At 66.8% G+C, this 26,309-nt stretch carries 25 protein-coding genes and 1 pseudogene; 10 read left to right on the forward strand and 16 right to left on the reverse strand.

From position 1 onward, the window contains the following. Window positions 1-77: 77 nt before the first annotated feature. The 3 genes from AWC31_RS03910 to AWC31_RS03920 are packed head-to-tail and all read left to right on the forward strand — an operon-like array spanning window position 78 to window position 4,356. Window positions 78-2,297: a propanediol/glycerol family dehydratase large subunit gene (locus tag AWC31_RS03910; RefSeq protein ID WP_085142914.1), complete on the forward strand. Its 2,220-nt coding sequence runs from the start codon at window positions 78-80 to the stop codon at window positions 2,295-2,297. Continuing rightward, complete coding sequence (locus AWC31_RS03915; RefSeq protein WP_067851577.1) at window positions 2,294-2,626, forward strand: diol dehydratase small subunit; 333 nt, start codon at window positions 2,294-2,296, stop codon at window positions 2,624-2,626. The genes AWC31_RS03910 and AWC31_RS03915 overlap by 4 nt, the downstream gene beginning before the upstream one ends. After that, window positions 2,566-4,356 (forward strand): diol dehydratase reactivase ATPase-like domain-containing protein, encoded by a 1,791-nt coding sequence (locus AWC31_RS03920; RefSeq protein WP_085142916.1) that lies wholly within the window; start codon window positions 2,566-2,568, stop codon window positions 4,354-4,356. Before AWC31_RS03915 ends, AWC31_RS03920 begins: the two co-directional genes overlap by 61 nt. Here the strand turns inward: AWC31_RS03920 and AWC31_RS03925 are convergent. From AWC31_RS03925 to AWC31_RS03945, 5 genes are all read right to left on the reverse strand, one after another. Then, window positions 4,353-4,589: a hypothetical protein gene (locus AWC31_RS03925; RefSeq protein ID WP_067851581.1), complete on the reverse strand. Its 237-nt coding sequence runs from the start codon at window positions 4,587-4,589 to the stop codon at window positions 4,353-4,355. The genes AWC31_RS03920 and AWC31_RS03925 overlap by 4 nt on opposite strands. Before the next feature lie 96 nt (window positions 4,590-4,685). Beyond that, window positions 4,686-6,458: a penicillin-binding transpeptidase domain-containing protein gene (locus AWC31_RS03930; RefSeq protein WP_085142918.1), complete on the reverse strand. Its 1,773-nt coding sequence runs from the start codon at window positions 6,456-6,458 to the stop codon at window positions 4,686-4,688. 10 nt (window positions 6,459-6,468) lie between these two features. After that, window positions 6,469-7,122 carry an SGNH/GDSL hydrolase family protein gene (locus AWC31_RS03935; RefSeq protein ID WP_085142920.1) on the reverse strand — a complete coding sequence of 218 codons (654 nt, stop codon included), beginning with the start codon at window positions 7,120-7,122 and terminating at the stop codon, window positions 6,469-6,471. A 12-nt stretch (window positions 7,123-7,134) separates the two neighbouring features. Then, complete coding sequence (locus tag AWC31_RS03940; protein ID WP_234816716.1) at window positions 7,135-8,430, reverse strand: PE-PPE domain-containing protein; 1,296 nt, start codon at window positions 8,428-8,430, stop codon at window positions 7,135-7,137. 78 nt (window positions 8,431-8,508) lie between these two features. Then, the gene (locus tag AWC31_RS03945) at window positions 8,509-9,027 is read right to left on the reverse strand and encodes a lipoprotein LpqH (protein ID WP_085143413.1); all 519 of its coding nucleotides are present in this window, start codon (window positions 9,025-9,027) and stop codon (window positions 8,509-8,511) included. A gap of 136 nt (window positions 9,028-9,163) precedes the next feature. On the opposite strand from AWC31_RS03945, the gene AWC31_RS03950 reads away from it, so the two are divergent. Beyond that, window positions 9,164-10,072 (forward strand): haloalkane dehalogenase, encoded by a 909-nt coding sequence (locus AWC31_RS03950; protein WP_085143414.1) that lies wholly within the window; start codon window positions 9,164-9,166, stop codon window positions 10,070-10,072. On the opposite strand, the gene AWC31_RS03955 is transcribed toward AWC31_RS03950, so the two are convergent. Further along, entirely contained in the window at window positions 10,059-10,505 is a 447-nt protein-coding gene (locus tag AWC31_RS03955) for a lipoprotein LpqH (protein ID WP_234816717.1), read from the reverse strand. The two genes, AWC31_RS03950 and AWC31_RS03955, sit on opposite strands and share 14 nt — an antisense overlap. A gap of 67 nt (window positions 10,506-10,572) precedes the next feature. Here AWC31_RS03955 and tgt point away from each other — a divergent pair, with 67 nt between their 5' ends. The 3 genes and pseudogenes from tgt (at window position 10,573) to AWC31_RS03970 (ending at window position 14,371) form a co-directional block, all read left to right on the forward strand. Next, a complete protein-coding gene (tgt, locus tag AWC31_RS03960; protein ID WP_085142924.1) occupies window positions 10,573-11,805 on the forward strand; it encodes a tRNA guanosine(34) transglycosylase Tgt in 1,233 nt (410 codons plus the stop codon). A gap of 41 nt (window positions 11,806-11,846) precedes the next feature. Continuing rightward, on the forward strand, window positions 11,847-13,079 hold the full coding sequence (locus AWC31_RS03965; protein WP_085142926.1) for a cytochrome P450: 1,233 nt from the start codon (window positions 11,847-11,849) through the stop codon (window positions 13,077-13,079). A gap of 75 nt (window positions 13,080-13,154) precedes the next feature. Beyond that, window positions 13,155-14,371, forward strand: a pseudogene (locus tag AWC31_RS03970) (saccharopine dehydrogenase family protein). Here the strand turns inward: AWC31_RS03970 and AWC31_RS03975 are convergent. From AWC31_RS03975 to AWC31_RS04005, 7 genes are all read right to left on the reverse strand, one after another. Continuing rightward, window positions 14,338-15,561: an MFS transporter gene (locus AWC31_RS03975; RefSeq protein ID WP_234816718.1), complete on the reverse strand. Its 1,224-nt coding sequence runs from the start codon at window positions 15,559-15,561 to the stop codon at window positions 14,338-14,340. The pseudogene AWC31_RS03970 and the gene AWC31_RS03975 overlap by 34 nt on opposite strands. A 67-nt stretch (window positions 15,562-15,628) precedes the next feature. Next, a complete protein-coding gene (locus tag AWC31_RS03980; protein ID WP_067851597.1) occupies window positions 15,629-16,384 on the reverse strand; it encodes an amino acid ABC transporter ATP-binding protein in 756 nt (251 codons plus the stop codon). Next, a complete protein-coding gene (locus AWC31_RS03985) occupies window positions 16,381-17,859 on the reverse strand; it encodes an ABC transporter permease subunit (protein ID WP_085142928.1) in 1,479 nt (492 codons plus the stop codon). Before AWC31_RS03985 ends, AWC31_RS03980 begins: the two co-directional genes overlap by 4 nt. 44 nt (window positions 17,860-17,903) lie before the next feature. After that, window positions 17,904-18,785 carry a tRNA glutamyl-Q(34) synthetase GluQRS gene (gluQRS, locus tag AWC31_RS03990; protein WP_085142930.1) on the reverse strand — a complete coding sequence of 294 codons (882 nt, stop codon included), beginning with the start codon at window positions 18,783-18,785 and terminating at the stop codon, window positions 17,904-17,906. 13 nt (window positions 18,786-18,798) lie between these two features. Continuing rightward, the gene (locus AWC31_RS03995; RefSeq protein WP_085142932.1) at window positions 18,799-19,167 is read right to left on the reverse strand and encodes a hypothetical protein; all 369 of its coding nucleotides are present in this window, start codon (window positions 19,165-19,167) and stop codon (window positions 18,799-18,801) included. Window positions 19,168-19,215: 48 nt separating this feature from the next. Continuing rightward, window positions 19,216-20,208 carry an ATP-grasp domain-containing protein gene (locus AWC31_RS04000; protein WP_085142934.1) on the reverse strand — a complete coding sequence of 331 codons (993 nt, stop codon included), beginning with the start codon at window positions 20,206-20,208 and terminating at the stop codon, window positions 19,216-19,218. Further along, entirely contained in the window at window positions 20,205-21,386 is a 1,182-nt protein-coding gene (locus AWC31_RS04005; protein WP_085142936.1) for a peptidase MATCAP family protein, read from the reverse strand. The genes AWC31_RS04000 and AWC31_RS04005 overlap by 4 nt, the downstream gene beginning before the upstream one ends. A gap of 80 nt (window positions 21,387-21,466) precedes the next feature. Here AWC31_RS04005 and AWC31_RS04010 point away from each other — a divergent pair, with 80 nt between their 5' ends. Next, window positions 21,467-22,705 (forward strand): carboxylesterase family protein, encoded by a 1,239-nt coding sequence (locus AWC31_RS04010; RefSeq protein WP_085142938.1) that lies wholly within the window; start codon window positions 21,467-21,469, stop codon window positions 22,703-22,705. Between the two features lie 9 nt (window positions 22,706-22,714). Here AWC31_RS04010 and AWC31_RS04015 read toward each other — a convergent pair whose 3' ends face one another. Further along, window positions 22,715-23,122 (reverse strand): DUF1801 domain-containing protein, encoded by a 408-nt coding sequence (locus AWC31_RS04015; RefSeq protein ID WP_085142940.1) that lies wholly within the window; start codon window positions 23,120-23,122, stop codon window positions 22,715-22,717. Beyond that, window positions 23,119-23,721: a VOC family protein gene (locus AWC31_RS04020; RefSeq protein WP_085142942.1), complete on the reverse strand. Its 603-nt coding sequence runs from the start codon at window positions 23,719-23,721 to the stop codon at window positions 23,119-23,121. The genes AWC31_RS04015 and AWC31_RS04020 overlap by 4 nt, the downstream gene beginning before the upstream one ends. Window positions 23,722-23,802: 81 nt before the next feature. On the opposite strand from AWC31_RS04020, the gene AWC31_RS04025 reads away from it, so the two are divergent. Then, window positions 23,803-24,438: a TetR/AcrR family transcriptional regulator gene (locus tag AWC31_RS04025; RefSeq protein WP_207626287.1), complete on the forward strand. Its 636-nt coding sequence runs from the start codon at window positions 23,803-23,805 to the stop codon at window positions 24,436-24,438. On the opposite strand, the gene AWC31_RS04030 is transcribed toward AWC31_RS04025, so the two are convergent. Continuing rightward, on the reverse strand, window positions 24,392-25,501 hold the full coding sequence (locus AWC31_RS04030) for an ATP-dependent DNA ligase (RefSeq protein WP_085143417.1): 1,110 nt from the start codon (window positions 25,499-25,501) through the stop codon (window positions 24,392-24,394). The genes AWC31_RS04025 and AWC31_RS04030 overlap by 47 nt on opposite strands. 37 nt (window positions 25,502-25,538) lie before the next feature. Between AWC31_RS04030 and AWC31_RS04035 the strand changes: the two genes are divergently transcribed. Next, on the forward strand, window positions 25,539-26,288 hold the full coding sequence (locus AWC31_RS04035) for a DUF899 domain-containing protein (RefSeq protein ID WP_234816719.1): 750 nt from the start codon (window positions 25,539-25,541) through the stop codon (window positions 26,286-26,288). The last annotated feature ends 21 nt before the right edge of the window (window positions 26,289-26,309 follow it).

Raw genomic sequence — 26,309 nt, forward strand, 5'->3', positions numbered from 1 at the left:
GTAATGGGTAGACCAAATAGGTGCAATAACGCAAAATGGTTGCCGTGACAGATAACGGCGCCGACGCCCTCGGTCGGATGCGGATTCTCGACGCGAAGCCAGTGAATCTCGATGGTTTCAGTGTCGCCAACCCCGACCTCGGCCTGGCCGCGATGAGCAGCCCGAACGACCCGGACCCGTCATTGGTGGTGCGCGACGGGCGCGTCGTGGAAATGGACGGCAAGGCCGCCGAGGACTTCGACGTGATCGACGAGTTCATCGCCCGCTACGGCATCGACCTCGACGTCGCGCCGGAGGCGATGGCGCGCTCCGACGTCGAACTCGCCCGCATGGCCGTCGATCTGTCCGTGCCACGTGCTGAGGTCGTGCGACTGATCGGCGGCACCACCCCGGCCAAACTGGCCAAGGTCGTCGCGGTTCTCACGCCCGTCGAGATGCAGATGGCGATGGCCAAGATGCGGGCCCGTCGCACGCCGAGCAACCAGGCTCACGTGACCAATCAACTCGACGATCCGATGCTGATCGCCGCCGATGCCGCCAGCGCGGTGGCCTACGGCTTCCGGGAGGTCGAGACGACGGTGCCCGTGCTGGGTGACGCGCCGTCGAATGCCGTTGCGCTGCTGATCGGTTCGCAGGTAGGGGTGCCCGGCGCGATGGCGCAGTGCTCCATCGAAGAAGCCATGGAGCTGCGGCTGGGGCTGCGCGGGCTCACCAGCTACGCCGAGACCATTTCGATCTACGGCACCGAGCAGGTGTTCGTCGACGGCGACGACACGCCGTTCTCCAAGGCCATCCTCACGTCGGCCTACGCGTCGCGCGGACTCAAGATGCGGGTGACGAGCGGCGGCGGGGCCGAGGTGTTGATGGGTGCCGCCGAGAAGTGCTCGATCCTCTACCTCGAATCGCGCTGTGTGTCCTTGGCGCGGGCGCTGGGCTCGCAGGGCGTGCAGAACGGCGGTATCGACGGTGTCGGCGTGGTGGCCTCGGTGCCGGAGGGCATGAAGGAGCTGCTGGCCGAAAACCTCATGGTGATGATGCGCGATCTCGAATCATGCGCGGGCAACGACAATCTCATTTCGGAGTCCGACATCCGCCGCAGCGCCCACACGCTGCCCGTGCTGCTCGCCGGAGCCGACTTCATCTTCTCCGGCTTCGGCTCCATCCCGCGGTACGACAACGCGTTCGCGCTGTCGAACTTCAACTCCGACGACATGGACGACTTCCTTGTGCTGCAACGGGATTGGGGTGCCGACGGCGGACTGCGCACGGTATCGGCCGAACATCTGGCCGCGGTGCGCCGCCGCGCGGCCACGGCCGTGCAAGCCGTCTACCGGGACCTGGGCTTGGCCGATTTCGACGACAGCCACATCGACGACGTGGTACTGGCCAACGGATCCCGCGATCTCCCACCGGGTGACCCCAAGGCCGTCGCCGAGGCCGCCAACGCCATCGAGGCCAAGCAGCTCACGGTGTTCGACATCGTCGCCTCACTCAAGCGCACCGGCTACGGCGAGGAAGCCGAGGCCATCATGCGGCTGACCGCCGAACGCCTGCGCGGCGATCAACTGCAGACCTCGGCCATATTCGACGAACAGTTCCGGGTGCTGTCCAAGATCACCGACCCCAACGACTATGCCGGGCCCGGAACCGGATACACGCTGAGCGACGAGCGCCGCGCTGAGATCGACAACATCCGCCAGCAACGCAGCGCGGCCGAGCTCACGGCCGATCAGGCCGAGCATGCCGGACACCTCGTCGTCACCGACGTGGAGCCGGCCCGGCAGGGCAGTGATCCGCGCGAGGTGTGCATCGGGTTGTCGCCGGCGCTGGGTCGCAGTGTGTGGCTCACGCTGTGTGGGCTGCCGATCGGGGAGGTGATCCGGCAGATCTCGGCGGGGCTGGAGGAAGAAGGCTGTGTGCCGCGGTTCGTGCGGATCCGCTCGACCATCGACGTCGGCCTCATCGGGCTGACCGCCGCCAAGCTGTCGGGCTCGGGCATCGGAATAGGCCTGCAGGGCAAGGGCACTGCGCTGATCCACCGCCGCGACCTGGCGCCGCTGGCCAACCTGGAACTGTTCAGCGTCGCCCCGTTGCTCACCGCGCGCAACTATCGCGAGCTCGGCCGTAACGCGGCCCGCCACGCCAAGGGCATGGCCCCGGTGCCGATCCTGACCGGTGGTACCGACGAATCGATATCGGCGCGCTACCACGCGCGGGCCGTCGCGCTCGTCGCGCTGGAACGCGACGCGAGCGAACCGGGCCAGGCGCCCGTCACGGTGGAGGTCACCCGGAAATGAGCGAGAAGTTCACTGTCGAGGCAGCAGTCGACGGCAAGCTCGAACTGGCCGATCTGCGGATGGATCCGGCCGTTCTCGCCCACCAGGCTGTGATCGCCGAAGAGAACGGCAACCCGCAACTCGCCGAGAACTTCCTGCGCGCAGCCGAATTGGCCACCATCGACGACGAAGACGTGATGAACCTCTACGAGGCGCTGCGTCCACACCGGTCGACCGCAGAGGATCTGGCTGCACTGCGGGCGTCGCTGGAGGGGCGCGGAGCGACGCGATGTGCCGAACTCGTGCGCCAGGCCGCCGACGTCTACGCGCGCCGGGGCCTGTTGCGGTGAGCGGTGGCGCGAGAACCGTCGCGGGCATAGACGTCGGCAACCACACCACCGAAATCGTGCTCGCCCGCGTCGCCGGCGGTGCCGTGCATCCCGTCGGACACGGGCAGGCGCCCACGCGGGGTCGCAAGGGCTCGCGGGACTCGCTCGAGGGTGCGGCCGCGCTGCTGCACCGCATCGAGGTCGAATCCGGCACCCGGGCCGACGAACTCGTGTTATCGGCGATCCGGCCGGTCGACACCGAGACGGCGCCCCTCGCGCCCGCCGCGTCGCCGCACGCGCCGGTGCGCAGCCTGCGCAGGCCCGACGCCAGTACCCCGGCCGGTACCGGTTACGCGGTCGGCCACCATGTGCCATTGGCCGACCTGAACGGTGCCGTATCAGCCGGCGCAACAATCGTTTCCGTCGACGGCGACACCGATTTCGAGGACGCGGCGGCGGCGATCGGCGACGCGGTGGCCAGGGGTTGGGACATCGTCGGCGTGCTGGCCGCACAGGACGATGCGGTGCTGATCCGCAACCGCATCCCGGTCGACGTGCCCGTGGTCGACGAGGTGGATCTCGCCGGTCTGGAGGCCGGCGTGCTGGTCGCCGTCGAAGTCGTGGCCGAGGGGCGCGCGTACCGTGCGTTGGCCGACCCGATCGCACTGTGTGCCGCGCTCGAACTCGGACATGAGCAGATCCGCGAGGTCGCCGAGTTCACCAGGGAGCTTTCCGATTCGCCTGCCATCGCCGTCACGCCGCGCACCGGACCGCCCCGTCCGCCAGCCGTGGACGACGACTACGTGGAGTTCAGGGTCGACGGGGAGGCCAAGGCTGAATTGTCGGCACCGCCGACGGTGCGTTACTCACCCGCGCAAGCGCACAGCATCCTGCGCCGTGAACCTCCGGGCAACGTGGTGCGGATCCGGTTGCGGTCGCTACCGCATCACGAAATGGCGGTCGACGACGCGTTTTTCACCGACCTGTCCGCGCTCGACAACGGGGCATGGCTGCGCCGTGGGGTCGCCGACGCGCGCGGTACGGTGGTCGCCCTGCTGGCCGCCGACCATGTCGAGGACGCCGCGGCCACATTGGGTGAACTCACCGACCGGCCCGCACGCACCATCGCGACCGAACCCGAGGCCGCGGCCTGGGGTGCGCGAACCACACCGGGCCTGCCACCGGATTCCGTGGTGTGCGACATCGGCGGCGGGACAATCGATCTCGTCGGAGATGACCGCATCGTGACGGCCGCGGGCGCGGGGGAGACCATCACCGTGGCGGTCGCGCGCATGCTGAACATTCCTCGCGCGCTTGCCGAGCGCGTCAAGAGGACTCCGGCCATCCGGGTCGAAGGGCCACATGTCGCGCACGAAGAAGACGGGCGGCGATTGTTTCTGGATTCTCCGGCACCCGCGGAGGCGATCGGACGGCTGTGCACGCGCGGTACCGTCGGTCTGGTGCCGTTCTCGAACAAGCTGGCCGCCGAAGAGTGGCGCAGTCTGCGGCTGGCCATCAAACAGGAAACCGTGGCGGCGAACATCGCGCGGTGCATGAAGGCGTTCGAGAAGCCGCCGACGGCGTTGGTACTCGCAGGCGGCGGCGCACTCGACGACGAACTGCTACGCACGGTGGGGGAGTCGCTGCGGGCGGTGCCGATCGTGGTGGGGCGCGCCAACATCGACGGCATTCACGGACCTCGGTTCGCGGTCGCGTCCGGCCTCGTGCATCTGTCCGCAGCCGGACATTAGAACGGCAGGTCGACCCCACCGCCGGTGGTGTTGGCTTCGTCGTGGTTGGAGTCGACATAGCCCAGCCGGTACGGGATCACCGGGTCGGTGCCGACGGGCACCAGCGGGTCGGTACCGGAGACCTGTGAATGAGTATTTGTATCGGCAGCGCTGGCGACGGGGGCAAAGGCAACGGCCCCGCCGATTGCCGCCGCGGCCAGCCAGGGTGCGATGAACTTGAGTGGCATCTTCATGATGGTCTCCTGAGTCGGTTGTCGCGTTTGCGGTACCAACTATCGCGCCGCGGCGGCTCGTAGTCGCCACCGCTGACATCCATTTCGCGGGTATGGCTAGCTGGTAGCGGGGCGCAGGAAGTCGCCGGAGATCTTGACTGCCGGAGCCGACGAATCTCCGCCCACGACGAGCGTCGCGAATGCGATATCACCGGCGATACCGGCGAACCACCCATGCGAATGAGTGTTGTCGCCGAACTCCGCCGTGCCGGTCTTGCCGCCGAGATCGGCGATGTCACTGAGCTCGCTGGCCGTCCCCTCGGTCACCGTCATGCGCATCATCGCGCGCAATGCCTCGACGACGTTCGGCGGCAACGACACCGACTCCGTGTCGGCCGTCGTCTTCTCGCCGTCGACGAGGGTCGGCAGGATCGTCGAGCCGTGGGCCAGGCTCGCCTCGGCGACTGCCAGCCCGAACGGGCTTACCGTCACAGTGCCCTGCCCGATGCCGTTCTCGACCTTCTGAGCGGCATTGTCCGCGTTGGGAACTCGTCCCGTCACGGTGGTCAGGCCCGGAATGGCGAAGTCGACGCCGATGCCGAAGTCGCGGGCGGTGTTGGTGAGCGCGTCGGCAGGCAGCTTGTCGGACAGCGCCGCCATGCTGGTGTTGCAGGAGTGCGAGAACGCCGACGTCAGCGGCACCGTGCCCAGATCGAAGTTGTCGTCGTTCGGGATCGTGCGGTTTTCGATCGTGAGTTGGCCGGGGCAGGCCACCGGGCTGTCCGGAGTCGCCAGGCCGGCCTCCAATGCCGCTGCGGTGGTGATGGTCTTGAACGTCGACCCGGGCGGATACAGACCCGAGAACGCGATCGCCCCCTGCGGATCCGCGGCGGGATTCTGTGCGGCCGCCAGGATGCCGCCCGTGGAACCCGAGATCGCGACCAGAACCGCAGGCCGGGTCTCCTGCGCGACGGCTTGCTGCGCGAGCAGTTGCAGGCGCAGGTCCAGCGTCGTGCGCAGCGGATCGGTCGGGGCGGGCGGAGTCGATTTCAGCTGCTGTGCCGGAGCTCCCTCTCCGTCGACCAGGTACACCGACCAGCCGGCGTTCTTGGTGATCCGGTCATGCCACAACTGCCCGAGGCCGCTGATCGCCGGTGACGACAACTGGCGGTCGGCCGTCAGCAGCTCACCCTGCTCGGCGACGGTGACACCCGCGATCTGGGCGAGCTGATCGCGCACCTGTGCCAGGTCGTCTTCGCGCAGCTTCATCACGGTCACGCGGTCGTCGGACGTCGAATTGAACTGCGCGCCGATCGATTCCGCGGTCGTCGTGGCATCGAACCGCGTCAGCACCGCGGCCAGCGGCCCAGCCGAGGCCAGATGGGTGCGGGCGAGCGTGATCACCCCCACGGTCTGCCAGGTCATCAGCGGCTGCCCGGTCCGGTCGAGCACCGGCGTCTGCAACTCGCTGTCCTGGCTGTACTGGAACGTCAGACCGGGTTGCAGATCACGGTGCAGCAGCGTCGGCGCCCAGGTGATCAGCCAGTCGTCACCGTTCTTGGCGGCCGTTCCGGTGGTGTCATAACCGAAATCGTGTCCTTCGCCCCACGACCACTGGTACTTCAGCGTCGAGCCGGCCTCGTCGTCCTCTTGCGGTTGGGCACTGACCTTGACCGTCGCGGCCTCGCCCATGCCGTCGAACATCGATGCGATCACCGGTTCAGCCGCCGCCGGATCGCTCGTCTGGGCCGCCGCGGCGTGGGCGTCCTTGCGTTGCAGCGCGTCGGCGAACGCGGCGAAGCGGTCGGCAGGGTCAGGGGACGACGAGCAACCGACGACCGATAGAAGCAGGCCGAACAGCAGCAGCCACGCACAAGCGAGACGATTCATCCCTCCAGCTTTACAGCAGTGCCCGGACCTCCTCGGCCAGGGCCACGCCCAGATCGCGGTTGTTGTCCTCGGTGAAGTGGATCCCGTCCACGCCGTCAGTCGTCATGACGGAGCCCGCGTCGAAGAACGGCACGTTCACGAACGACGCGAGCGCGCTGTAGACCTTGGCCAGTTCGGCTGACTTGCGCTGGCCGCCTTCGAAGATCAGCTGAAACCACGGGTGGGGCATCGCGGCGAGTTCGGGCGGCGACACGACCAGCACCTGCGGGGCGGGATACAACGTCCCCACCCCACCGGCACTGGTCAGCACCTGCGTCACCAGAACCGACATGCCCACCGCGATGTCGAGTGGTTCACGCCGGAAGTAGGCCTTGGTGTCATTGGTGCCCAGCATGATGATGACCAGGTCCAACGGAAGGTGGCTCGCAAGGCACGACGGCAGATAACCGGCCCCGTTGAGGCGCGGGTCGGTCGGATCGTCGATGTTGGTGGTGCGGGCGCTCAGGCCCTCCTCGATCACCTCGTATTCGGCACCGAGCTGCTCGGCCAGCACCCCGGTCCAGCGCACGTCGGCCGCAAACCGGTCCGTTGGCGCGCCGTCCTCGACGGGGATCCAGCCCCAGGTCAGTGAGTCACCGAAACACAGGATTCGCTTGGCAGGCATGGCCCAAGCAGATCACACGCCGTCGTCGTCGGAGGGTTTCTCGGCGGGTGCGTCGGCGTCGTGCTTCTTCGGGTTGAGGTCCTTCTTCAGCTTGTCGACCGCGCGGGACACCGCCTTGGGGAGCGTGTCGCGCCGCTCGGACAGTTTGGGCTTCTTCGGCTTGTCCGGCTTGGTCGGTGCCGCGTCAGATGTGTCGTCCTGCTCATCGTGTTGAGGCTCGGCTTGCTCATCTGGCACGGCCTGCAGCTTGGGCTTGTCGGCCGGCTCCTCGTCACGGTCGGCGGATGTCGAAGGCGCCGTGGAGAATCCGTTGCGGAAGTTCTCGACGCCCTCGTCGATGGCCTCGGGCAGCGCTTCGATGGCTTCGGCGATGCGGTCGTGCGGAGTGAACAGTGAGAACCGTGTCGGCTTGTCCGCGTTCTGGTAGTCGCGATCGGTGTAGCCCATGTCGATCACGACGCGCAGCGTCGGCTCGATGGCGCCGAGCACCGGCTCGGTCAGTGCGGTCGTCTGCAGCGCGGCGGAGAAATCGCGCACCGGCTGCAGGAGCGGGAGGTGTTCGGCCCGGATCAGCACGTAGGTGTCGGTACCGCCTTCGGGGGTGGTCACGACGAGCACCGCTTGGTCGTCGTCGTCGAGGTCGACGTTGTCGGGCCCATGGTCGCCGTGCACGTATTTCATGCCCGCCACCGCGTTCGCGATCGACAGTGGGTTGGCGTAGGCCGGGAAATCCGCGATCAGGTCGTATTCGAGCGATACGAAGGTTTCGTCGTAGGGCGACGGGACCGCGGCGCCGGTACTGACGAAGCCGGGGAATGCCATGCCGGGAAAGCGGGAGTAGATCCCGCCGTTGGGTACGAACGGTGAAGCGAGGAACAAGAACTTGAGGTCGGCGGGAGCCGGCGCACCCGGGTCCGACAGCAGTGTGCGCTTGTACTTTTCGGCGACCAGGGAGCCCTGAGAGTAGCCGACGATCAGCACGGTCCTGTCGCCGTCGATCTCGGCGTCGACGGCGTCGTGCAGGGCGGGAATCCCGGCTTCCACGCTCGGATCGACCGGCAGCAGAGCCGGATACTGCACGCCGACGAAAGGATGATCGTTCGCGACGAGTTGGCCCTGGAATTTGTTCTTGATGCGGTCGCTGGTCGTATTGCCGGCGCCGCCCACCCCGACGACGACGTCGTTAGGCGGAATCGCGATCGCGGTGGCGTTGGGGGCGTGGCCGAATGCCAGTGCCGTGGTGATGCCTGCGGTGGCCCCGGCCACCATGACTGCGGATCGGCGCTGACGTTTGCGATGCCTTGCCACCGTGCTCCTCGGATCGAATGGACGGAAATGGGATGTGGGCCCGGGATGGTCCCGGGCCCACACTCGGCTGGGTAGAACTTACGGGCAGGTGACTTCGAGCTCGAACGGTTTGGTGACCGCGCCCGCCATCGGATTGGCCATGTCGGCGCCGGTCGCGTTGCCCTTGATCGTGTACTTGTTTCCGTCCTTGGTGGCTTCGGCGCTGCCGCCGGGCACGCCTGGCGTGTAACCGAGGCTGACGCCGTCGATGTTGCCGAGCGCGACCGCGCTGACGGTCGGTTGATCACCTTCGGAGAGCGTGGCGGTGACGGCTGACATGCCCTGGCCGACCGTGACCGAGACATTGCCGGCGACGGTCGCGCACACGACGCTGCCTTCTACCGGCGTTTCCTTGCCGTCGATGACGACCCGCGCGGTGCCCGAGCCGGTGGTTGCTGTGGCATCGCCCGCCTGCACCGATGCCGACGGCGAAACCGAGGCGGTCGCCGTCGGTGACGCCTCGGTCGAATCCGAACCCTTCTCATCAGACGAACAGCCAGACAGACCGGCGACGACGATCGCGGCGCCGCCGACAGCTACCAGAAACCCACGCTTCACCACTGTTCTCCTCACGGTTGTGCGGCCCGTCAAGATCAGCAGACCGTCTCGGAAAGTATGGGGTCAGCTCCGTTGTCCGGTACCCGATTGCGCGAATTGCTCGGGCCGGGCGGTGGCGGCCCGTAAGTTCGCCTTCATGCAGACACTGCGAACGCCGGACGAACGGTTCGCCAACCTACCCGAATTCCCTTATGCCCCAAAGTACTGCGAGGTCGATGACAGCGAGGGCGGAACGCTGCGGATGGCTTGGGTGGAAGACGGTCCGGCCCACGCCGAACCGGTCCTGTTATTGCATGGGGAACCATCGTGGTCCTACCTGTACCGCCGGATGATTCCGACCCTCGTGGCGGCCGGCCACCGGGTCATCTGCCCGGACCTGGTCGGGTTCGGCCGATCTGACAAACCGGCGCGGATCGACGACCACAGTTACGCGCGGCACGTCGAATGGGTCCGCGCACTGGCCTTCGACGTGCTGGACCTGCACCGGGTGACCCTGGTCGGTCAGGACTGGGGTGGCCTGATCGGGCTGCGGCTGGCTGCCGAACACCCCGAGCGGTTCGCCAACATCGTCGTGGCGAACACCGGGCTGCCCACCGGCGACATCCCGATGCCGGACATCTGGTGGCAGTTCCGTTCGGCCATCCAAGGTCTGCCCACGATCGAAGTCGGGAGGTTCGTCGCGTCGGGATGCCTGCGGCCCATGAGCGATGCGGTCCGCGCCGCCTATGACGCCCCGTTTCCCGACGATTCGTACTGTGCCGGGCCGCGGGCGATGCCCGGTCTGGTGCCCACCACGCCCGACGACCCCGCCGCCGCGGCCAACCGCTCGGCGTGGGAAGTGTTGTCCGCGAGCGAAACTCCGATGCTGGTCGCGTTCAGCGACGGTGATCCCATCACCGGGCCCATGGCCGCGATCTTCCAGCGCGAGATGCGCGGCGCGCGAGGCATCGATCATCCGCTGATCGCCGGCGCCGGCCACTTCCTGCAAGAGGATGCCGGCGAGGAACTCGCCGCGGCGATCGTGGCGTTTCTCAGGGACAGGTGACCGCGATGTCGAACGGCATGTCGACGGGCGTGCCGGGGTTCGCTGCATCGGTGCCCGCGCCGGTACCCGTGATGGTGTAGCTCTTGGCGTCGCGCGAGGCGACCACCGGCTGGCTCGAGAGCCCTTCGATGTAGGCGAGTGACGGCTTGTCAGTTCCCACCTCGCCGATACTCACCGACTCCACCGCAGGAGCCTCGCCGTCGGTGACGATCACGGTGGTGTGCAGGCTGCCCTCGATGTTGATGGTGGTGAAACCATCTTTCGTCTCGCAGCCGACCGAGGTGACGGGCCCGGCGTCGTTGCTGCCGAACGTCACCTTGGCCTCACCCGACTGCGAGCCGCCCGCCGAACCGGACTCCTCTGACGAACACCCGACAACGGCGGCCAGCATGGCCGCGCACCCAGCGGTGGTGACGGCGAATCGGTGCTTCACGAGCAGCAGTATGGTCGCGTCCGCCCCGATGACGGAAATCGGACGCGCATCCGGTTGAATACCTGCTGTGGACCAGCCGTATTTCACCGTGGAGGCCGAGTTAGCCGGCCGACTCGGCCGGGTCGGCACCATCCACACGCCGCACGGTGACATCCACACCCCGGCGTTCATCGCGGTGGGCACCCAGGCGACCGTCAAGTCGGTGCTGCCGGAAACGATGAAACAGATTGGCGCCCAGGCTATCCTGGCCAACGCCTACCACCTGTACCTGCAGCCGGGCCCCGATATCGTGGCCGAGGCGGGCGGCCTCGGCGCGTTCATGAACTGGCCGGGGCCGACGTACACCGACAGCGGCGGGTTCCAGGTGCTGTCGCTGGGCGTCGGATTCAAGAAAGTGCTGGCCATGGACACCCAGCGCGTGCAGGCCGACGACATCATCGCCGACGGCAAGGAACGCCTCGCGGTCGTCGACGACGACGGCGTGACGTTCCGGTCGCACCTCAACGGCTCGACCCACCGGTTCACGCCGGAGGTGTCGATCGGCATCCAGCATCAGCTCGGCGCCGACATCATCTTCGCGTTCGACGAACTCACCACGCTCGTCAACACCCGTGGCTATCAGGAACGTTCGGTACAACGCACGCACGAGTGGGCGGTGCGATGCCTGGCCGAGCACCAGCGGCTGCAGGAGTCGACGCCCGAGCGGCCGCGGCAGGCGCTGTTCGGTGTCGTGCAGGGTGCGCAATACGAGGATCTGCGGCGCCAGGCCGCGCACGGGCTGACCACGATCGTCGGGCCGAACGGCGAGGGTTTCGACGGCTACGGTATCGGCGGGGCGCTGGAGAAACAGAACCTCGCGACCATCGTCGGATGGGTCAGCAGTGAGCTGCCCGCCGACAAGCCGCGGCACCTGCTCGGGATCAGCGAGCCCGATGATCTGTTCGACGCGGTGGCCGCGGGCGCCGATACGTTCGACTGTGTGTCGCCGTCACGCGTGGCCCGCAACGCCGCGGTGTATTCGGCGACCGGGCGCTTCAACATCACCGGGGCGCGGTACAAACGGGACTTCACGCCGATCGACGCCGAATGCGATTGCTACACGTGCGCCAACTACTCGCGCGCCTACATCCGCCACCTCTTCAAGGCCAAGGAGATGTTGTCGGCGACGCTGTGCACGATCCACAACGAGCGGTTCGTGATCCGGCTCGTCGACCAGATCCGGGCCGCCATCGTCGCGGACGAATTCGACGAGCTCCGAGCGCATGTGCTCGGGCGCTACTACGGGACGCCCGTGCGGTAGCGCTGACCTGGCTCCCTCTTCGACGTGTGCACAATAAAGAGATGACGACCATCTCGGATGGTGAGGCCGCAGAGGCCTTGATGCTTCAGATGTTGGACCCGTCGAACCGGGCCGATCCGTATCCGCTGTACGACCGGATCCGGGACTGCGGGCCGCTGTGTCTGGCCGACGCGGCTCTCACGGTGTTCAGTTCTTACCCGGACTGCGACGAGGTGTTGCGGCATCCCTCGTCGTGCAGCGACCCGATGAAGTCGACGATGACGCAGCGCCAGATGGCCGAGGAGACCGAACCCCGGCCGCGGGGCACCACCAGCTTCCTGTTCCTCGACCCGCCCGATCACACGAGGCTGCGCAAGCTGGTCAGCAAAGCCTTTGTGCCCAAAGTGATCAACGCGCTCGAACCCGATATCACCGCACTGGTCGACGGGCTGCTGGACGCCGTCGAGGAGCGAGGCCGGTTCGAGGTGATCGCCGATCTCGCCTACCCATTGCCGGTCGCGGTGATCTGCCGGCTTCTCGGTGTCCCGATCGAGGACGAGCCCAAGTTCAGCCACGCCTCGGAGCTGTTGGCGTCGGCACTTGACCCGTTCTTCACCGTGACCGGTGAATCGTCCGATCTGTTCGACGAGCAGATGAAGGCCGGGCAGTGGTTGCGCGAGTACCTGCGCGAGCTCATCGAACAACGCAGGCGTGCACCGGGGGACGACCTGATGTCAGGGTTGATCGCGGTCGAGGAGTCCGGGGACCAGCTCACCGAGGACGAGATCATCGCGACGTGCAACCTGCTGTTGATCGCAGGCCACGAGACCACGGTGAACCTGATCGCCAACGCGATCCTGGCGATGCTTCGTCACCCCGAACAATGGTCGGCGCTCGCCGCGGACCCGGCCCGGGCCCCGGCCGTGGTGGAGGAAACCATGCGGTACGACCCGCCGGTGCAGCTGGTGTCGCGAATTGCCGGTGACGACATGACAATCGGCGACACCGCGATAGCCAAGGGCGACACGATGCTGCTGCTTCTGGCAGCCGCGCACCGCGACGCCGCGGTCACCGACCGGCCCGGCGAGTTCGACCCGGACCGCGGCGCGATCCGCCACCTCGGGTTCGGCAAGGGGCCGCACTTCTGCCTGGGCGCGCCGTTGGCCCGGTTGGAGGCCGCGGTCGCGCTGTCCGCCGTGACGAGGCGCTTTCCGCAGGCCCGGCTCGCTGAGGAACCGGTGTACAAGCGAAACCTGACCTTGCGGGGTATGTCGACGCTTTCCGTCGCCATATAACGGTGCTCACGCTGATCTCGTAGCAGAATCCGGCAAACCCGACGGAAACCGCACGTCGGCGGTACGGTCGTCCGCATGCGCATCTTGTTGGTGGGCGCCGGTGGCGTGGGCTCGGCATTCTGTGCGATCGCCGCGCGGCGCGATTTCTTCGATCAGATCGTGGTGTGCGATTACGACGAGAGCCGGGCGCGGCAAGCCGTCGACAGGGTCGGTGACGCGCGGTTTAGCGCTGCGCAAGTGGATGCGACGTCGGCCGAGGCGGTCGCCGAACTGGTCCGCCGACACGGCATCACGCACGTGATGAATGCCGTCGACCCGCGGTTCGTGATGCCGATCTTCAACGGTGCGTTGGCCGGTGGTGCCGACTATCTCGACATGGCGATGAGTCTGTCGCAGCGCCACCCCGACCGGCCGTACGAGCTCACCGGCGTCAAACTCGGCGACGACCAGTTCGCGGTTGCCGACGACTGGGCCGCCGCGGGCCGGCTCGCACTGGTCGGTATCGGCGTCGAGCCCGGGCTCTCCGATGTGTTCGCGCGCTACGCCGCCGACCATTTGTTCTCCGAGATCGACGAACTCGGTACCCGCGACGGGTCCAATCTGGTGGTCGATGAGTATGACTTCGCGCCGTCGTTCTCGATCTGGACCACGATCGAGGAATGCCTGAACCCGCCGGTCGTCTGGGAGCGTGACCGCGGCTGGTTCGTCACCGAACCCTTCAGTAGCCTGAGGTTTTCGACTTCCCCGAAGGTATCGGCCCGGTTGAGTGCGTCAACGTCGAGCACGAAGAGGTGCTGTTGATGCCACGATGGGTCGAGTGCAAACGCGCCACGTTCAAGTACGGCCTCGGCTCGGAGTTCATCGGTGTTCTCAAGACGTTGCACAAGCTCGGGCTCGATCGGACGGAGAAGGTGCGGGTCGGCAGCTCGAGCGGTTCTGTCGAGGTGAGCCCGCGCGACGTCGTCGCGGCCTGCCTGCCCAACCCCGCGACCCTCGGCCCGCAGATGCACGGCAAGACGTGTGCCGGCCTGTGGGTCACCGGCACCGGAAAAGACGGCCGGCCGCGGTCGACCTACCTGTACCACGTCGTCGACAACCAGTGGTCGATGGCCGAATACGGACACCAGTGCGTGGTGTGGCAGACCGCGATCAATCCTGTTGTCGCCCTCGAACTCTTGTCAACCGGTGCGTGGGGTGGCGCAGGGGTGCTCGGCCCAGAGGCGTTCGACGCCGTGCCGTTCCTGGACTTGCTCAAGGACTACGGCTCGCCATGGGGCATCAAGGAACTCTGAGCGGCCGTTTCGGATACGTCACGTTTCGCCGGTACCGCGGTGAGCACCATGGCAACCGCGATCATCGCGACGGTGACGGCGGCCGTGCCCGGCCAGCCCACCCATCCCACGGCAGCCGCTCCGAACGCGGTCCCCAGGCTGCCGCCGATGAAGTACACGACCATGTAGGCGCTGTTGAACCGCGCCGGTGCGGCGGGTTCGATTGCCAGGACCGTGCTTTGGTTCGCGACCTGGGCGGCGAACAAGCCCGCATCGAACAGCGCCAGGCCGATGAGGGTGGCGACGGTATTCGACAGGCACCACCCGAGCATGGCCGCCGACAGGCCCGCGATGACGAGTCCGACCAGTATCACGACCCGTGCCCCCACACGGTCGGTCCATGAGCCCGCGACGCGGGTGGCGACCATGCCGAGCAGTCCGGCGAACGCGAACAGGCCGATCTGCTCGGCCGAGTAGGAGAACGGCGGTTGCGCCAGGGCAACGGCGATCCCCGACCACACCGCGCAGAACGCGAAGAACCACAGTGCACCGCGGCCCGCTGCGAGCCGCAGCGCCGGGAATCGCAGATACAGCCCGGGCATCCCGCGCAGCACCGCAAGGTAGCCGGTCGTGATGTTGCCTGGCGCGCCCGGCAGCACACTGAGTGCGAACAACGAGAACGCGACGCAGAGCAGGGCGAACACCAAAAGTGTTCCCCGCCAACCGAATACCTCGGTAAGCCAGCCGCCCACGATCCGACCGCCGATGATCCCCGCCGATATGCCTGCGGTGACGATTCCCAGGACAGTGGCTCGCCGCGATGTGGCCGCGAATCGGCCTGCCACCGAACTCAACTGCGCGCCGACCGCCGAACCCGCGCCGACCAGCCCGACGGTCAGACCCAGCAGCCAAGTCGTGCCCGCGGCGGCATTGGCCACCAACGCGCAGGCGAGCATGCCGAACTGTGCGGCAAGCACGTACCTCGGCGGGAATCGATCGACCAGCGGCACCAGCACGGCCAGTCCCACGAGATAGCCGAGCGGCCCGAACGCCAGTGCCAAACCGACCTCGGACAGCGAAATGTCGAGTGACGCACCGACGTCCGCGATCGCAGGTTGCAGCGGATAGATCGTGGCCGTGCCGAGCGCGGCGGCGAACGCCATGAACCACACGGTGGTGTTACGTAGAGCTGGGTCGGAAGCGGTTTTCATGCTCGCGACGCTATGGGCGCGAACCCCGCGGGTGCTGGCGGAATTCGGACGATGCAGTGCCTCCGCGCTACAGCGGGTTGAGGATCCGCTGTAGGAACTGCCGGGTGCGTTCCTCTTTCGGGTCGCCGATCACCGCTGCGGGCGGCCCCTGCTCGAGGATCACTCCTTGGTCGGTGAACAGCACCTGATCGGAGACCTGCTTGGCGAACTGGATTTCGTGCGTCACGATCACGAGCGTCCAGCCTTCGACCGCGAGATCCCTGATCACCCCGAGCACTTCACCGACGAGCTCGGGATCGAGTGCCGAGGTGGGCTCGTCGAACAGCACCACCTTGGGGCGCAGTGCCAGGGCCCGGGCGATGCCGACGCGCTGCTGCTGACCGCCCGACAGTTGATACGGGTACTGATCGCGCTTGTCGGCCAGACCCACCTGGTTCAGGAGCTCGACGGCCTCGGCCTCGACTTCGTCGCGTGGGCGCTTCTGAGCGACCAGCGGGCCTTCGGTGACATTCTGAAGCACGGTCTTGTGCGGGAACAGGTTGTGGGCCTGGAAGACGAACCCGCTCTGCGCCCGGTAGCGCCGCAGCTGGTCACGCGGCACGGGCGCGGAGAAGTCCAGCTCGACATCGCCGACCCGGATCACGCCCGTGTCAGGCGGGTCCAGGGCGTTGAGTGCTCGCAGCAGTGTCGTCTTCCCGGAGCCGGACGGGCCGATGATCGTCGTCGCGCTTCCACGCGGCACGGTGAATGAGACGCCCTTGAGTACTTCATTGTCGCCGAACGCCTTTCGGACGTCTCGAGCGTCGATCCGATTCTCGGTCATCGGGCCACGTACCTTTCCAGTCGGCGTTCGATGCGGCTCTGGCCGAACGACAGCACCAGGCAGATCACCCAGTAGTACACGGCCGCGGTGCCGTACAGCGCGAAGAACTCGAACGTGGGTGCGGCGATGATCTGGGCCTGCCGGAGAAGCTCGGTGACCAGAATGGTCGAGGCGAGCGACGTGTCTTTGACCAATGAGATCAACGTGTTCGACAACGGCGGCACCGCCACCCGAGTGGCCTGCGGCAGGATGATGCGCCGCAAGGTGCCGACATAACTCAGCCCGATCGTCTCGGCGGCCTCCCACTGCCCCTTCGGGATGCTCAGGATCGCCGAGCGGATGATCTCGGCCGCATAGCCGCCGACATTCAGGCTGAACGCGATCACGGCCGCCGGGAACGGGTCGATCTTCACGCCGAACTCGGGAAGCGCGAAGAACACGATGAACAGCTGCACCAGCAGCGGCGTTCCCCGGATGATCGAGATGTACAGCCGGGCCACGTTGCTCAGCACCACATTTGACGACAGCCGGGCCAACGCCACGCCGAGCGCGATCACCAGGCCGATGGCGAAGCTGATGATCGTCAGGGGAATCGTCATCGTGATCGCAGCTTTCGCGAGCGGCCAGAGGTTGTCGGCGATCAACTGCCACGTCGAACGTGGCGCCGCGGCATCTTCGGCCGCCGGTGCGGGCGAGCCCGACGCGTCCGCCTTGAGGTAGCGCTGCGAGATGTCGGCCAGCGTGCCATCGGCACGCAGTTCGTCGAGTGCCCGGTTGAGTTCGGGCAGCAGGCCGCTGTCTTTGCGCGCGGCGAATCCCTGCTCGCTCTTCTCGCCGACCTTGCCTGCGATCTTCACCGACTGGTCGTTGGTCTCGGCGAGATATGCATACACCGCGATGCTGTCGTTGACCACGACGTCGACGCGGCCCTGGTTGAGCAGCGTGATGGCTTGGGTGAACCCTTCGACCGCCTCGACCCGGGCGCCGGCATTACGCGCGATCTCCGACCAGTTGCTGGTGGCGTTCTCGGCGGCGACCTTGCCCTTGAGATCGTCGAGCGAGCTGATGGAGTTGTCGTCGGCGCGCGTGACGATGACGCCTTCGCCCACCGTGTACGGCTGCGACAGGTCGTATTTGGCCTGCCGCTCGGGCGTGATCGTGACTTGATTGGCAACCACGTCGAACCGGTTGGCCTCAAGCGCGGCGAATATCGAATCCCACGGTGTCTCAACGAATTCGACGCGGACACCGATCTTGTCGGCGACGGCACGGGCCACGTCGACGTCATATCCCGTCAGTTGGCCGGTCGCGGCGTCGTGATAGCTGAACGGTGCGTACACGCCCTCGGTGCCCACTCGCAGCACGCCCGCCGACTTCAACGGGTCCTCGGTGGTGGCTGCCTGGCTGCCGCATGCCGACAACACGAACATGGTGAGCAGCAGGACCGCGGGCAGGCATCTTCGTAGGAAGCGCATCGCCGGACGCTAACAAGCTCACGCCCGTTGGTGAAGGGTTCTGCTCAGTCCGGCCGGTAGATCCAGGGCTGGCGCGGCAGCCGCTCCGGATCGAACTGTGCCAACAGTTCGTCCATGGTCGTGGCCGGCCAGCCCAGCGATGCGGTGATCTGGGCGAAGGCCCGCTCGACTCCGATCTCGGCCAAGGTCACCGCGCCGTCCCGTTTGGCCAGGCGCGCGCCGTCCTCGTTGAGGACCAACGGCACGTGCGCGTACGTCGGCTCCGGATAGCCCAGCAGCCGGGCCAGATAGGCCTGGCGCGGTGACGAACTCAACAGGTCGTCGCCCCGCACCACCTGGTCGATCCCGCTGGCCGCGTCGTCCACCACGACGGCGAGGTTGTAGGCCGGGACGCCGTCGCCGCGGCGCACCACGAAGTCGTCGACGATCCCCATGTACGAACCGTGGATGAGATCGGTGACCGTGTACACGAACGTGTCGGTGCGCAGGCGCAACGCCGGTGGCCGCCCGGTTTCGTCGCGGCGTTGAGCGCGTTCGGGCTCGGACAGTTCACGGCACGTGCCGGGATAGGCACCCTGCGGCGCATGTGGTGCCCGCGGGGCCTGTGCGATGTCCCTTCTGCTGCAATAACATTCGTACAGCAGTCCGTCGGCGGTCAATCGGTCGATGACCGCGTCGTAGCGGGCCCGATGGGTGGTCTGCCATTCCACGGGTTCGTCCCACGTCACGCCGATAGCAGCCAGATCCTCGACCTGCCGCGCGCCGACATCGGTGAACGTGCGGTCGTCGAGGTCCTCGACGCGCAGCAGGAACCGGCGCCCGGTCGAGCGGGCGAACAGCCACGCCAGCACCGCGGTGCGCAGGTTACCGATGTGCAGATCGGCCGATGGACTCGGCGCGAACCGTCCGGCGGGGGAGAGGTCCACGCCCGCAATCTAGCTAATCGCGTTCCCAGGGCGCCGCCTCGCCCATTTTCTTGTAGTACTTGGCGAGGTGGCTCTTGACGCGCTCGATGTCGTCTTTCGGCAGGTCGATGCCACCGCGGGCGCCGTCCATGATGCCGCCGGCGGCCATCACGCCGCGGGGCACAGCCTCCAACTTGCCGTTCACCACATCGGCGATGAGGAGCTTGTATGCGGTGAAGTTGTCCTTGCGGTCTCTGTCGTACCAGACGTGTGCGTCGCGGTACTTCTCGTTGGGTTCGTCCTGCGCATCGGCCCACTTCCGGACACGCTTGTCGGCGGCGTCGCCGTCCCACTCACGGTCGCGATCAGCGAGCGGCAGGTCCTGAAATGCGGTTACGGACATGTGGTTGGCGTGCCCGAACCATTCGGCCGATAAACCTGCCTAGAGCCGTCACGCACCACTCCGGCGCTCCAGCGCGTCGATCACCACCGGACAGATGTCGACGTCGTAGAGGCGCTCGATGGCCTGCAGGCCGCCGGGGCTCTCGGCGTTGATCTCGACGACCTTGTCGCCGATCAGATCGATGCCCACGAAGAACATTCCGTCGTGTACGAGCTTGTCGCGCATCATCTCCACAACGGCCCGCTGCTTGCCGGTGACGTCTTCGGAGCGCGTCCGCCCGCCCTTACAGATGTTGGCCCTGGGGTCATTGCCTTTCGGGACACGCCGGAACGCCGACACATGGCCGTCGGCCTCGACGAGCTCGCCGTCGAGCAGGAAGATCCGCATGTCGCCGTCCTCGGCGCCGTCGATGTATCCCTGTGCGTAGATGTAGCCGTCTTCCCGTACCGACTCCATCATCTGGTTGAGGTTGGGCTCGTCGGCGTCTTCGACCAGGAACACATTGCGGCCCTTCGCACCGTACAGCGGTTTGATGACGCATCGTCCCTCCGCGGCGACGAACTTCCGGACGTCGTCGCTGTTTCGGGTCAGCAGGGACCGGGGCCGCACCTTGGCCGGGAACTCATCGAGGTAGAGCTTGGCGGCCGCCCGCATGAGCACCGTGGGGTCGTTGACGACTGTCACGCCCCGCGCCATCAGGAGCTGCCCGAACACCGATCCCAAGCTGCTGGCCCACGGTCGCTCCTGCAAATCCTCGATCGAATCGTTGCGCAGGAACGCCGCGTCGAGTTCGTCCAGTCGGATGCAGTCGGGCGAGCTGTCTTTGACTCGGTCGACGAATGCCGTGAGCGTGTCACCGTCGCGGGCGACGCCACGGCGTGCGTGTGCCCGTATCTCGCCGTCGGGTTCACCGATCCGTACGTCGTCCAGGCCGACGTACCAGACCTCATGGCCCATCAGTGCTGCGCCTTTCGCGAGCCGGGTGGTCGTGTACTCGTCGACCTCGGTCTCCACCCGGTTGACCAGGAACGCCAACCTCATGCGATCACGTCCGTCTCTATCAGGTCGGCGGCGGTCATTCCGGCGCGCACGCGTTCGAACCGCTCCTCGGAGCCCGGGGCGCACAGCCAGTGTGGACGCGCCCACGGAGGTTTGAGCACGCCCTGCTGAATCAGTTCGTCCACGAGCGGCGCATGGTCGAGCGACAGCTTGCCTGCCAGCAGCGGGTCGATGCTGCGTCCCTCGGCGAAGTATCGGAGTACTCGCTCGATGCCCCGCAGATAGATGATGTCTTTGGTGGAACCACCGCCGTATGTAGCGCGGCTCGTCACCGACCACGCGGTGCGAGGCGCGAAGCCGTGATGGTCGGTGAGGTGCTTGAAGATTGTGACGAAATCCGTATGGGCCAACATCATCGACGCGGCGAGGACCCTCGCGGCGAGAACACGCATGCGGCGCGGGTCCAACCCGCCGACGACGTACTCGGCCAGCAGCGCCAGGCCCTCCTGCGTCTCCTCGTAAGCCGGTAGTCCAACGGCCAAGAGCTGCAACGGTTGCGCTTCGCCGTTGCGATAGGTCAGCACATGGGTTCCGACCTCGTGCTGGATGAGGGGCTCCACCCGGTCTTTGCGGAACGCGGCGGTGGCCGGAATGTAGAGCCGGCCGAACGACACCATCAAATCGGCTGCGTCATCGCGGATCTCGACTACGACGGGAAAACCCGGATAGCCCGATCGATAGGACTCGAGTTCGGTTCGGGCGGCCTCGGCGAAGGCTGTCGCGGTGACGCTGGGTGAGGTGATCGGTTGCGGATCGATCGCATCGAGCAGTGAACGGGCTGTCGCGCACAGCGATTCACCGGGTTCGCCGTAGAGTTGCAGCGCACCGTATCTGAACCGGGTCGTGCCGCGATCTTCGAGCATGGTGATCTGCCGGGCGATCTCGTCGCGTTTGTCCCGGAACAGTGAGTTGAGCGGCTGGCTCTCGACCCGCTCGATCTCGATGTCGTAGAGGCCGCGCATGAGCAGATCCGCGTCGAACTCGAGTGCCCTCGACTGCAGCGTCGGCACCGACTCGAAACCGGACCGTTCGAAATCCCGCCACGCTTCGGCGCCGTTGACGGGAGTGACGTTGAGTAGAAGGTTGAGTTCGCGCTCGATCTCCGTCAGACGTGCGTCGACGTCCAAGGCGTTCTGCGCTAAGGGCGAAGCTGGACCCATTGAGTATCAATACCCAATTGACGGTGTGGTCAATCCAGGGGTGCGGCACCCCTCCTCCTCAACCGGCTAACGTTCGTGAAGTGACAGAACGGCGAATCACCGGCGGCACCATCCGAGTCGAGGAACGAGACGGGCTCGTGCGTGCGCGCGGCATTCCCTACGGCACTGCCGCGCGGTTCGCAGTCGGTGAGCCGGCCGTCTGGTCAGGCGTCCGCGACGCGACCCGACCAGGACCGGCCTGCCCGCAACGGCCTTCCCGGCTCGCGTGGGTGACGGGGGCGGTGCTGGACGGTTTGACGACGAGCGAGGACTGCCTGGTGCTCAGCGTCACCGCGCCTGCCGAAGCCCGCGATCTGCCGGTCATGGTGTGGTTTCACGGCGGCGCCTACGTATCGGGCAGTGGCGAGTCACAGAAGTACGATCCGACGCTGCTCGTCCGCGAAGGCAATGTGGTCGTCGTCAACGTGACCTACCGGGTGGGCATCTTCGGCTACCTCGGCCCGGTCGGCGATGACAACCTGGGACTGCGGGACCAGATCTTGGCGCTGCGCTGGGTGCGCGACAACATCACCGAGTTCGGTGGCGACCCCGGCAACGTGACGGCGTTCGGGCAGTCCGCCGGTGGTCACTCCGTCATGTCGTTGATGCTCTGCGAGCCGGATCTGTTCCATCGGGCGATCGTGCAGAGCGCCCCGCTGGAGATGGACGAGGGGCGCGACGAGATGGCACAGGCGATGCAGTCCGCGCTCGCGCAGGAGCTGGCCGGCATCGACCCGGTGCAGGCGTCGGTCGACCAGCTGCTGTCGGCGGAGGCCGCCGCCGTGCAGGCGGCGCAACCGTTCGGTTTCCTCGCCGGTCTGGCGTTCGCGCCGCGGTTGGGCCGCGCACCCCTACCTCCCGCGGACGAGGTGGCCGAGCGGATCGCCCACGCCGCCAGCCGGATTGAGCTGCTGGCCGGATGGACGAAGGACGACGGTGCCCCGTTCGTCGTGATTGCTCCCGAGGCCACCGCCGAGGCGCTGACGAAGTTCGCGTTCGCCGATCCGACGCGGCGGTTCGTCGAGGCCTGGTCCGCGCACGGCGGCCGGGCGGCGACATACCGTTTCGACTGGACCCCCGAGCAAGCGCCACTCGGCTCCTGCCATTGCATGGAGCTGCCGTTCCTGTTCGGATCGACACAGGCTTGGTCGGATGCCTCGATGCTCGGGCCGAACCGGATCATCGACGAGCGGCTCGCAGTGGAAATGCGCACGTGCTGGGCGCAATTCGCGCGCCAGGGCGTGGAGTCGTTACCCGCTGGGTCGCTGCGATTCGGGTGATCCGCGGCCTCACACCTTTTCGCCGGGCAGCTTGCTGGCCTGCTCGATCCACGACCGAAGCTGCTCCTCGTCGAGCTCGTCGTCCTCGCGGATGTCGAGGTAGCGCACCTCGGGATGCTTGGAGGACTTCGGTGGCATGGGATCCAGCGAGGCGCCCTTGAGGAACTGCACCTGCACGTAGTTCGTGTAGCACCGGAACGACAGGAACCAGCCCTCGTCCTTGTGGCCGTAGAACGGCTGGTTCCATTTGACGGCCTTGTGCACGCCGGGAACCGTGCGCACGATCAGTTTGTCGAGGCGCTTGCCGACCTGGTGTTTCCAGTCGGGCATCGCCGAAATGTAGTCGCGCACGGGGCCGTTGCCCTCGCCCTTGGGAATCTGTGGATTGCCGCCGGAAAGCAGCTTCGGCTCAGTCATGGTGTCTCCCAGGCGAAGCCGTCGGGGTCGGTGAATGGTCCGGCCCTCCCGGCGACGACGATACGGTGCGAGCCGGATCCGTCCGGTGACACGCCCGCGGTCTTGGCCAGATTGCGACGGCCGAAGAGCGCCAAGGTGATCGGCGGGCCGGCGAATTGCACGTACTTGCTGCCGTAACTCTTCGCGACTTCGAGCCCGCGCTCGACGTAGAACTGCTTGCTCGCGCCCACGTCGGCGACGCCGAGTTGCAGGACGAACTCGTCGATCTGGCGCGTCTCCGGCCCGCGGTTCTTCTTCGACGACGCGGCGACCGTCCAGATCGTGCCATCGGGGCTCGCGATGACACCGCCGTAACCCCAGAAGGATTTCTTGGGCGGCTTCAACTCCGTCGCACCTGCCTCGAGGGCCGCGCCGACGAACGCGTCGACCGTCGACGGTTGGGGCACCACGAGCGACAGCGTGAACCCGCAGAAACCGCTTGTCGGCGCGTCGGACTGGCGCGTACGGACCGGAAGGTCGCGGCCGAACGCGGCTTTGTGGAAGGCGTCCGTCGCGGCGGGGTCGGGCGTTTCGATCGTGACGTGCTCGATGCGGCTCATGACCGGCTTCCTTTCATCGTTGGAACGACCCCGTCGACTTTGAGAGTAACACTCTCAAATTGAGAGTAGTAGTCTCAACGAGTGACGACCGCCAGGAGACCCGGTCAGGCCAGGACCCGTCTGGCCCGGGCCGCCGTCATCGGGGCCGCCCGCGCCCTTTTCCTCGAACGCGGTTACGGCGCCACGACGATCGAGGCCATCAGTACGGAATCGGACGTGCCGCCGGCCACCGTGTACCGGCTGTTCTCGTCCAAACGCGGAATCCTCAAGGCGATCCTCGACGTGTCGATCGCCGGTGACGACGAGCCGGTGTCGCTGCCGGAACGGCCGAAGATCCAGGCGCTCATCGCGGACCCGGACCCGAAGAACCAGCTGGCAGGCCTGGTTGCCGTCGCCTCGGACGTGAACTCCAGGACCGCGCCCGTCTACCGCATCCTCGTCGGTGCGGCGAGCTCCGATGCCGACGCGGCCGCGCTCCTCGACGACCTGAACAGCCAACGGCGCCAAGGCCAAGGGCAGATCGTGCGGGCACTGGCCCGGTCCGGCGCTCTGCGAGCCGGCCTGGCCGAGCGCGACGCGATCGACATCGTCTACACCCTCATGTCACCCGAGGTGTACCGGCTGATGGTCGTCGACCGGGAATGGCCGCCGCGGAGCTACGAGCGCTGGGTCACGCAGGCCCTGGCCGATTCCCTTCTCCCGCCGCCGACCGGCTGAGGCCGGGCACGATGTCGTCGAGGCTGAAGGTGACGGGCTGCTCGAGTTGTTCGTAGGTGCATGACCGCGGATCCCGGTCGGGGCGCCACCGGTTGAATTGGGCGGTGTGGCGGAAGCGACGGCCCTCCATATGGTCGTAACGCACCTCGACCACCCGCTCTGGCCGCAGCGGTACGAACGACAGATCCTTGCCTGCGTTCCAGCGCGATCCGCCGCCGTACCTGCGCGCAAGGTCCGGGTCGGCCGCCACCTGTGCCGCCCAGTTCCACGGGTGCTCGTCGAAGCTCGTGACGAGTGGCTGTAGTTCGCTGAACAATTGCCGGCGTTTGGCCATCGGGAACGCGCCGATGACGCCGACGGAAGCCAACTCGCCGTCGGTGGTGTAGAGGCCCAGCAACAGCGAGCCGATCGCGTCGTCGGCCGATTTGTGCACGCGATACCCGGCGACCACGCAATCGGCGGTCCGTTCGTGCTTGATCTTGAACATGACCCGCTTGTCCGGCTGATAGACGAGGTCGAGCGGCTTGGCGATCACACCGTCCAGGCCCGCGCCTTCGAACTCGTCGAACCAACGCTGCGCGGTCTGGGGATCGGTCGTCGCGGGGGTGACGTGGATTTGCGGGCCCGCCTGCGTGAGCGCTTCGACGAGCGCGGCCCGGCGCTCGGCGAACGGGCGCGACGTGTAGTCCTCGTCGCCCAACGCGAGAAGGTCGAACGCGATGAACGCCGAGGGCGTCTGCTGGGCGAGCATGGTGACCCGGCTGGCGGCGGGGTGCAGGCGCAGCTGCAGCGCCTCGAAATCCAAACCCTCGCCCGTCGCGATGACGATTTCCCCGTCGATCACACACCGGTTCGGCAGCTCGGCCTTGGCCGCCGCGACGAGTTCCGGGAAGTACCGCGTCATCGGCCGTTCGTTGCGGCTGCCGAACTCGACGTCGTCGCCGTCACGGAAACAGATCGTGCGGAACCCGTCCCACTTCGGCTCATACGACATGCCCTCGGGAATGTTCTTCACCGGTTTCGACAGCATCGGTGAGACCGGCGGCATGACGGGCAGGTGCATGGAGCCATTGTGGCCGGATAGTGGGTAGTCCTTACCCATGGCTGAGCAGGAAGGGCCCGGTGTTCCCCCACCATCGATGGGCCGGCGGGATGTCGCACTGCCGAGGGTCGTGTCGCATGAGGAATGGCAGGCCGCGCGCGACGACCTGTTGGGCGAGGAAAAGGCGCTGATGAAGGCCCGGGACAGGATCGCCGCGAAACGCCGGCGGTTGCCGATGACACCCGTGCGCCGTGACTACCCCTTCATCGGTCCCGACGGCGAGGTAGACCTTTTGGGCTTGTTCGCCGGGCGGCGTCAGCTGATCGTCTACCGCTTCTTCTATGCCCCCGATGTCGAGAACTGGCCGGACGGGGCATGCTCTGGGTGCTCGTTGTTCGCTGACACGGTGGTGCACCCGGCGCACCTGGCGGCGCGTGACACGAGCCTGGTATTCGTGTCGGCTGCCCCGCAGGAGCGCATCACACGCCTCAAAGCGCGGTTGGGCTGGGCGCACCTCCCGTTCTTCACCCTCGTCGGCGAAGCGTTTTCTCGCGACTTCGGCGTCGACGAGCTGTTCGGGCTCAACGTCTTCATTCGCGATGGCGATGACGTGTACCGCACCTATTTCCTCAACGGACGCGGCATCGAGGAGATCGGCCCGGTGTGGTCGTTTCTCGACATCACGCCACTCGGCCGACAGGAAGAGTGGCAGGACGTGCCGCCCGGGCGGCCCCAAGGCGCCGCATACGAATGGTGGCGCCTTCACGACCATTACGGCGACGTCGCGGCGGAGCGCGCCGACGACTAGCGGCGCCTCTCTCGGCTTCTT

Origin of the sequence: Mycolicibacterium wolinskyi, from assembly GCF_002101965.1 — a bacterium.
Taxonomy (GTDB): Bacteria; Actinomycetota; Actinomycetes; order Mycobacteriales; family Mycobacteriaceae; genus Mycobacterium; species Mycobacterium wolinskyi.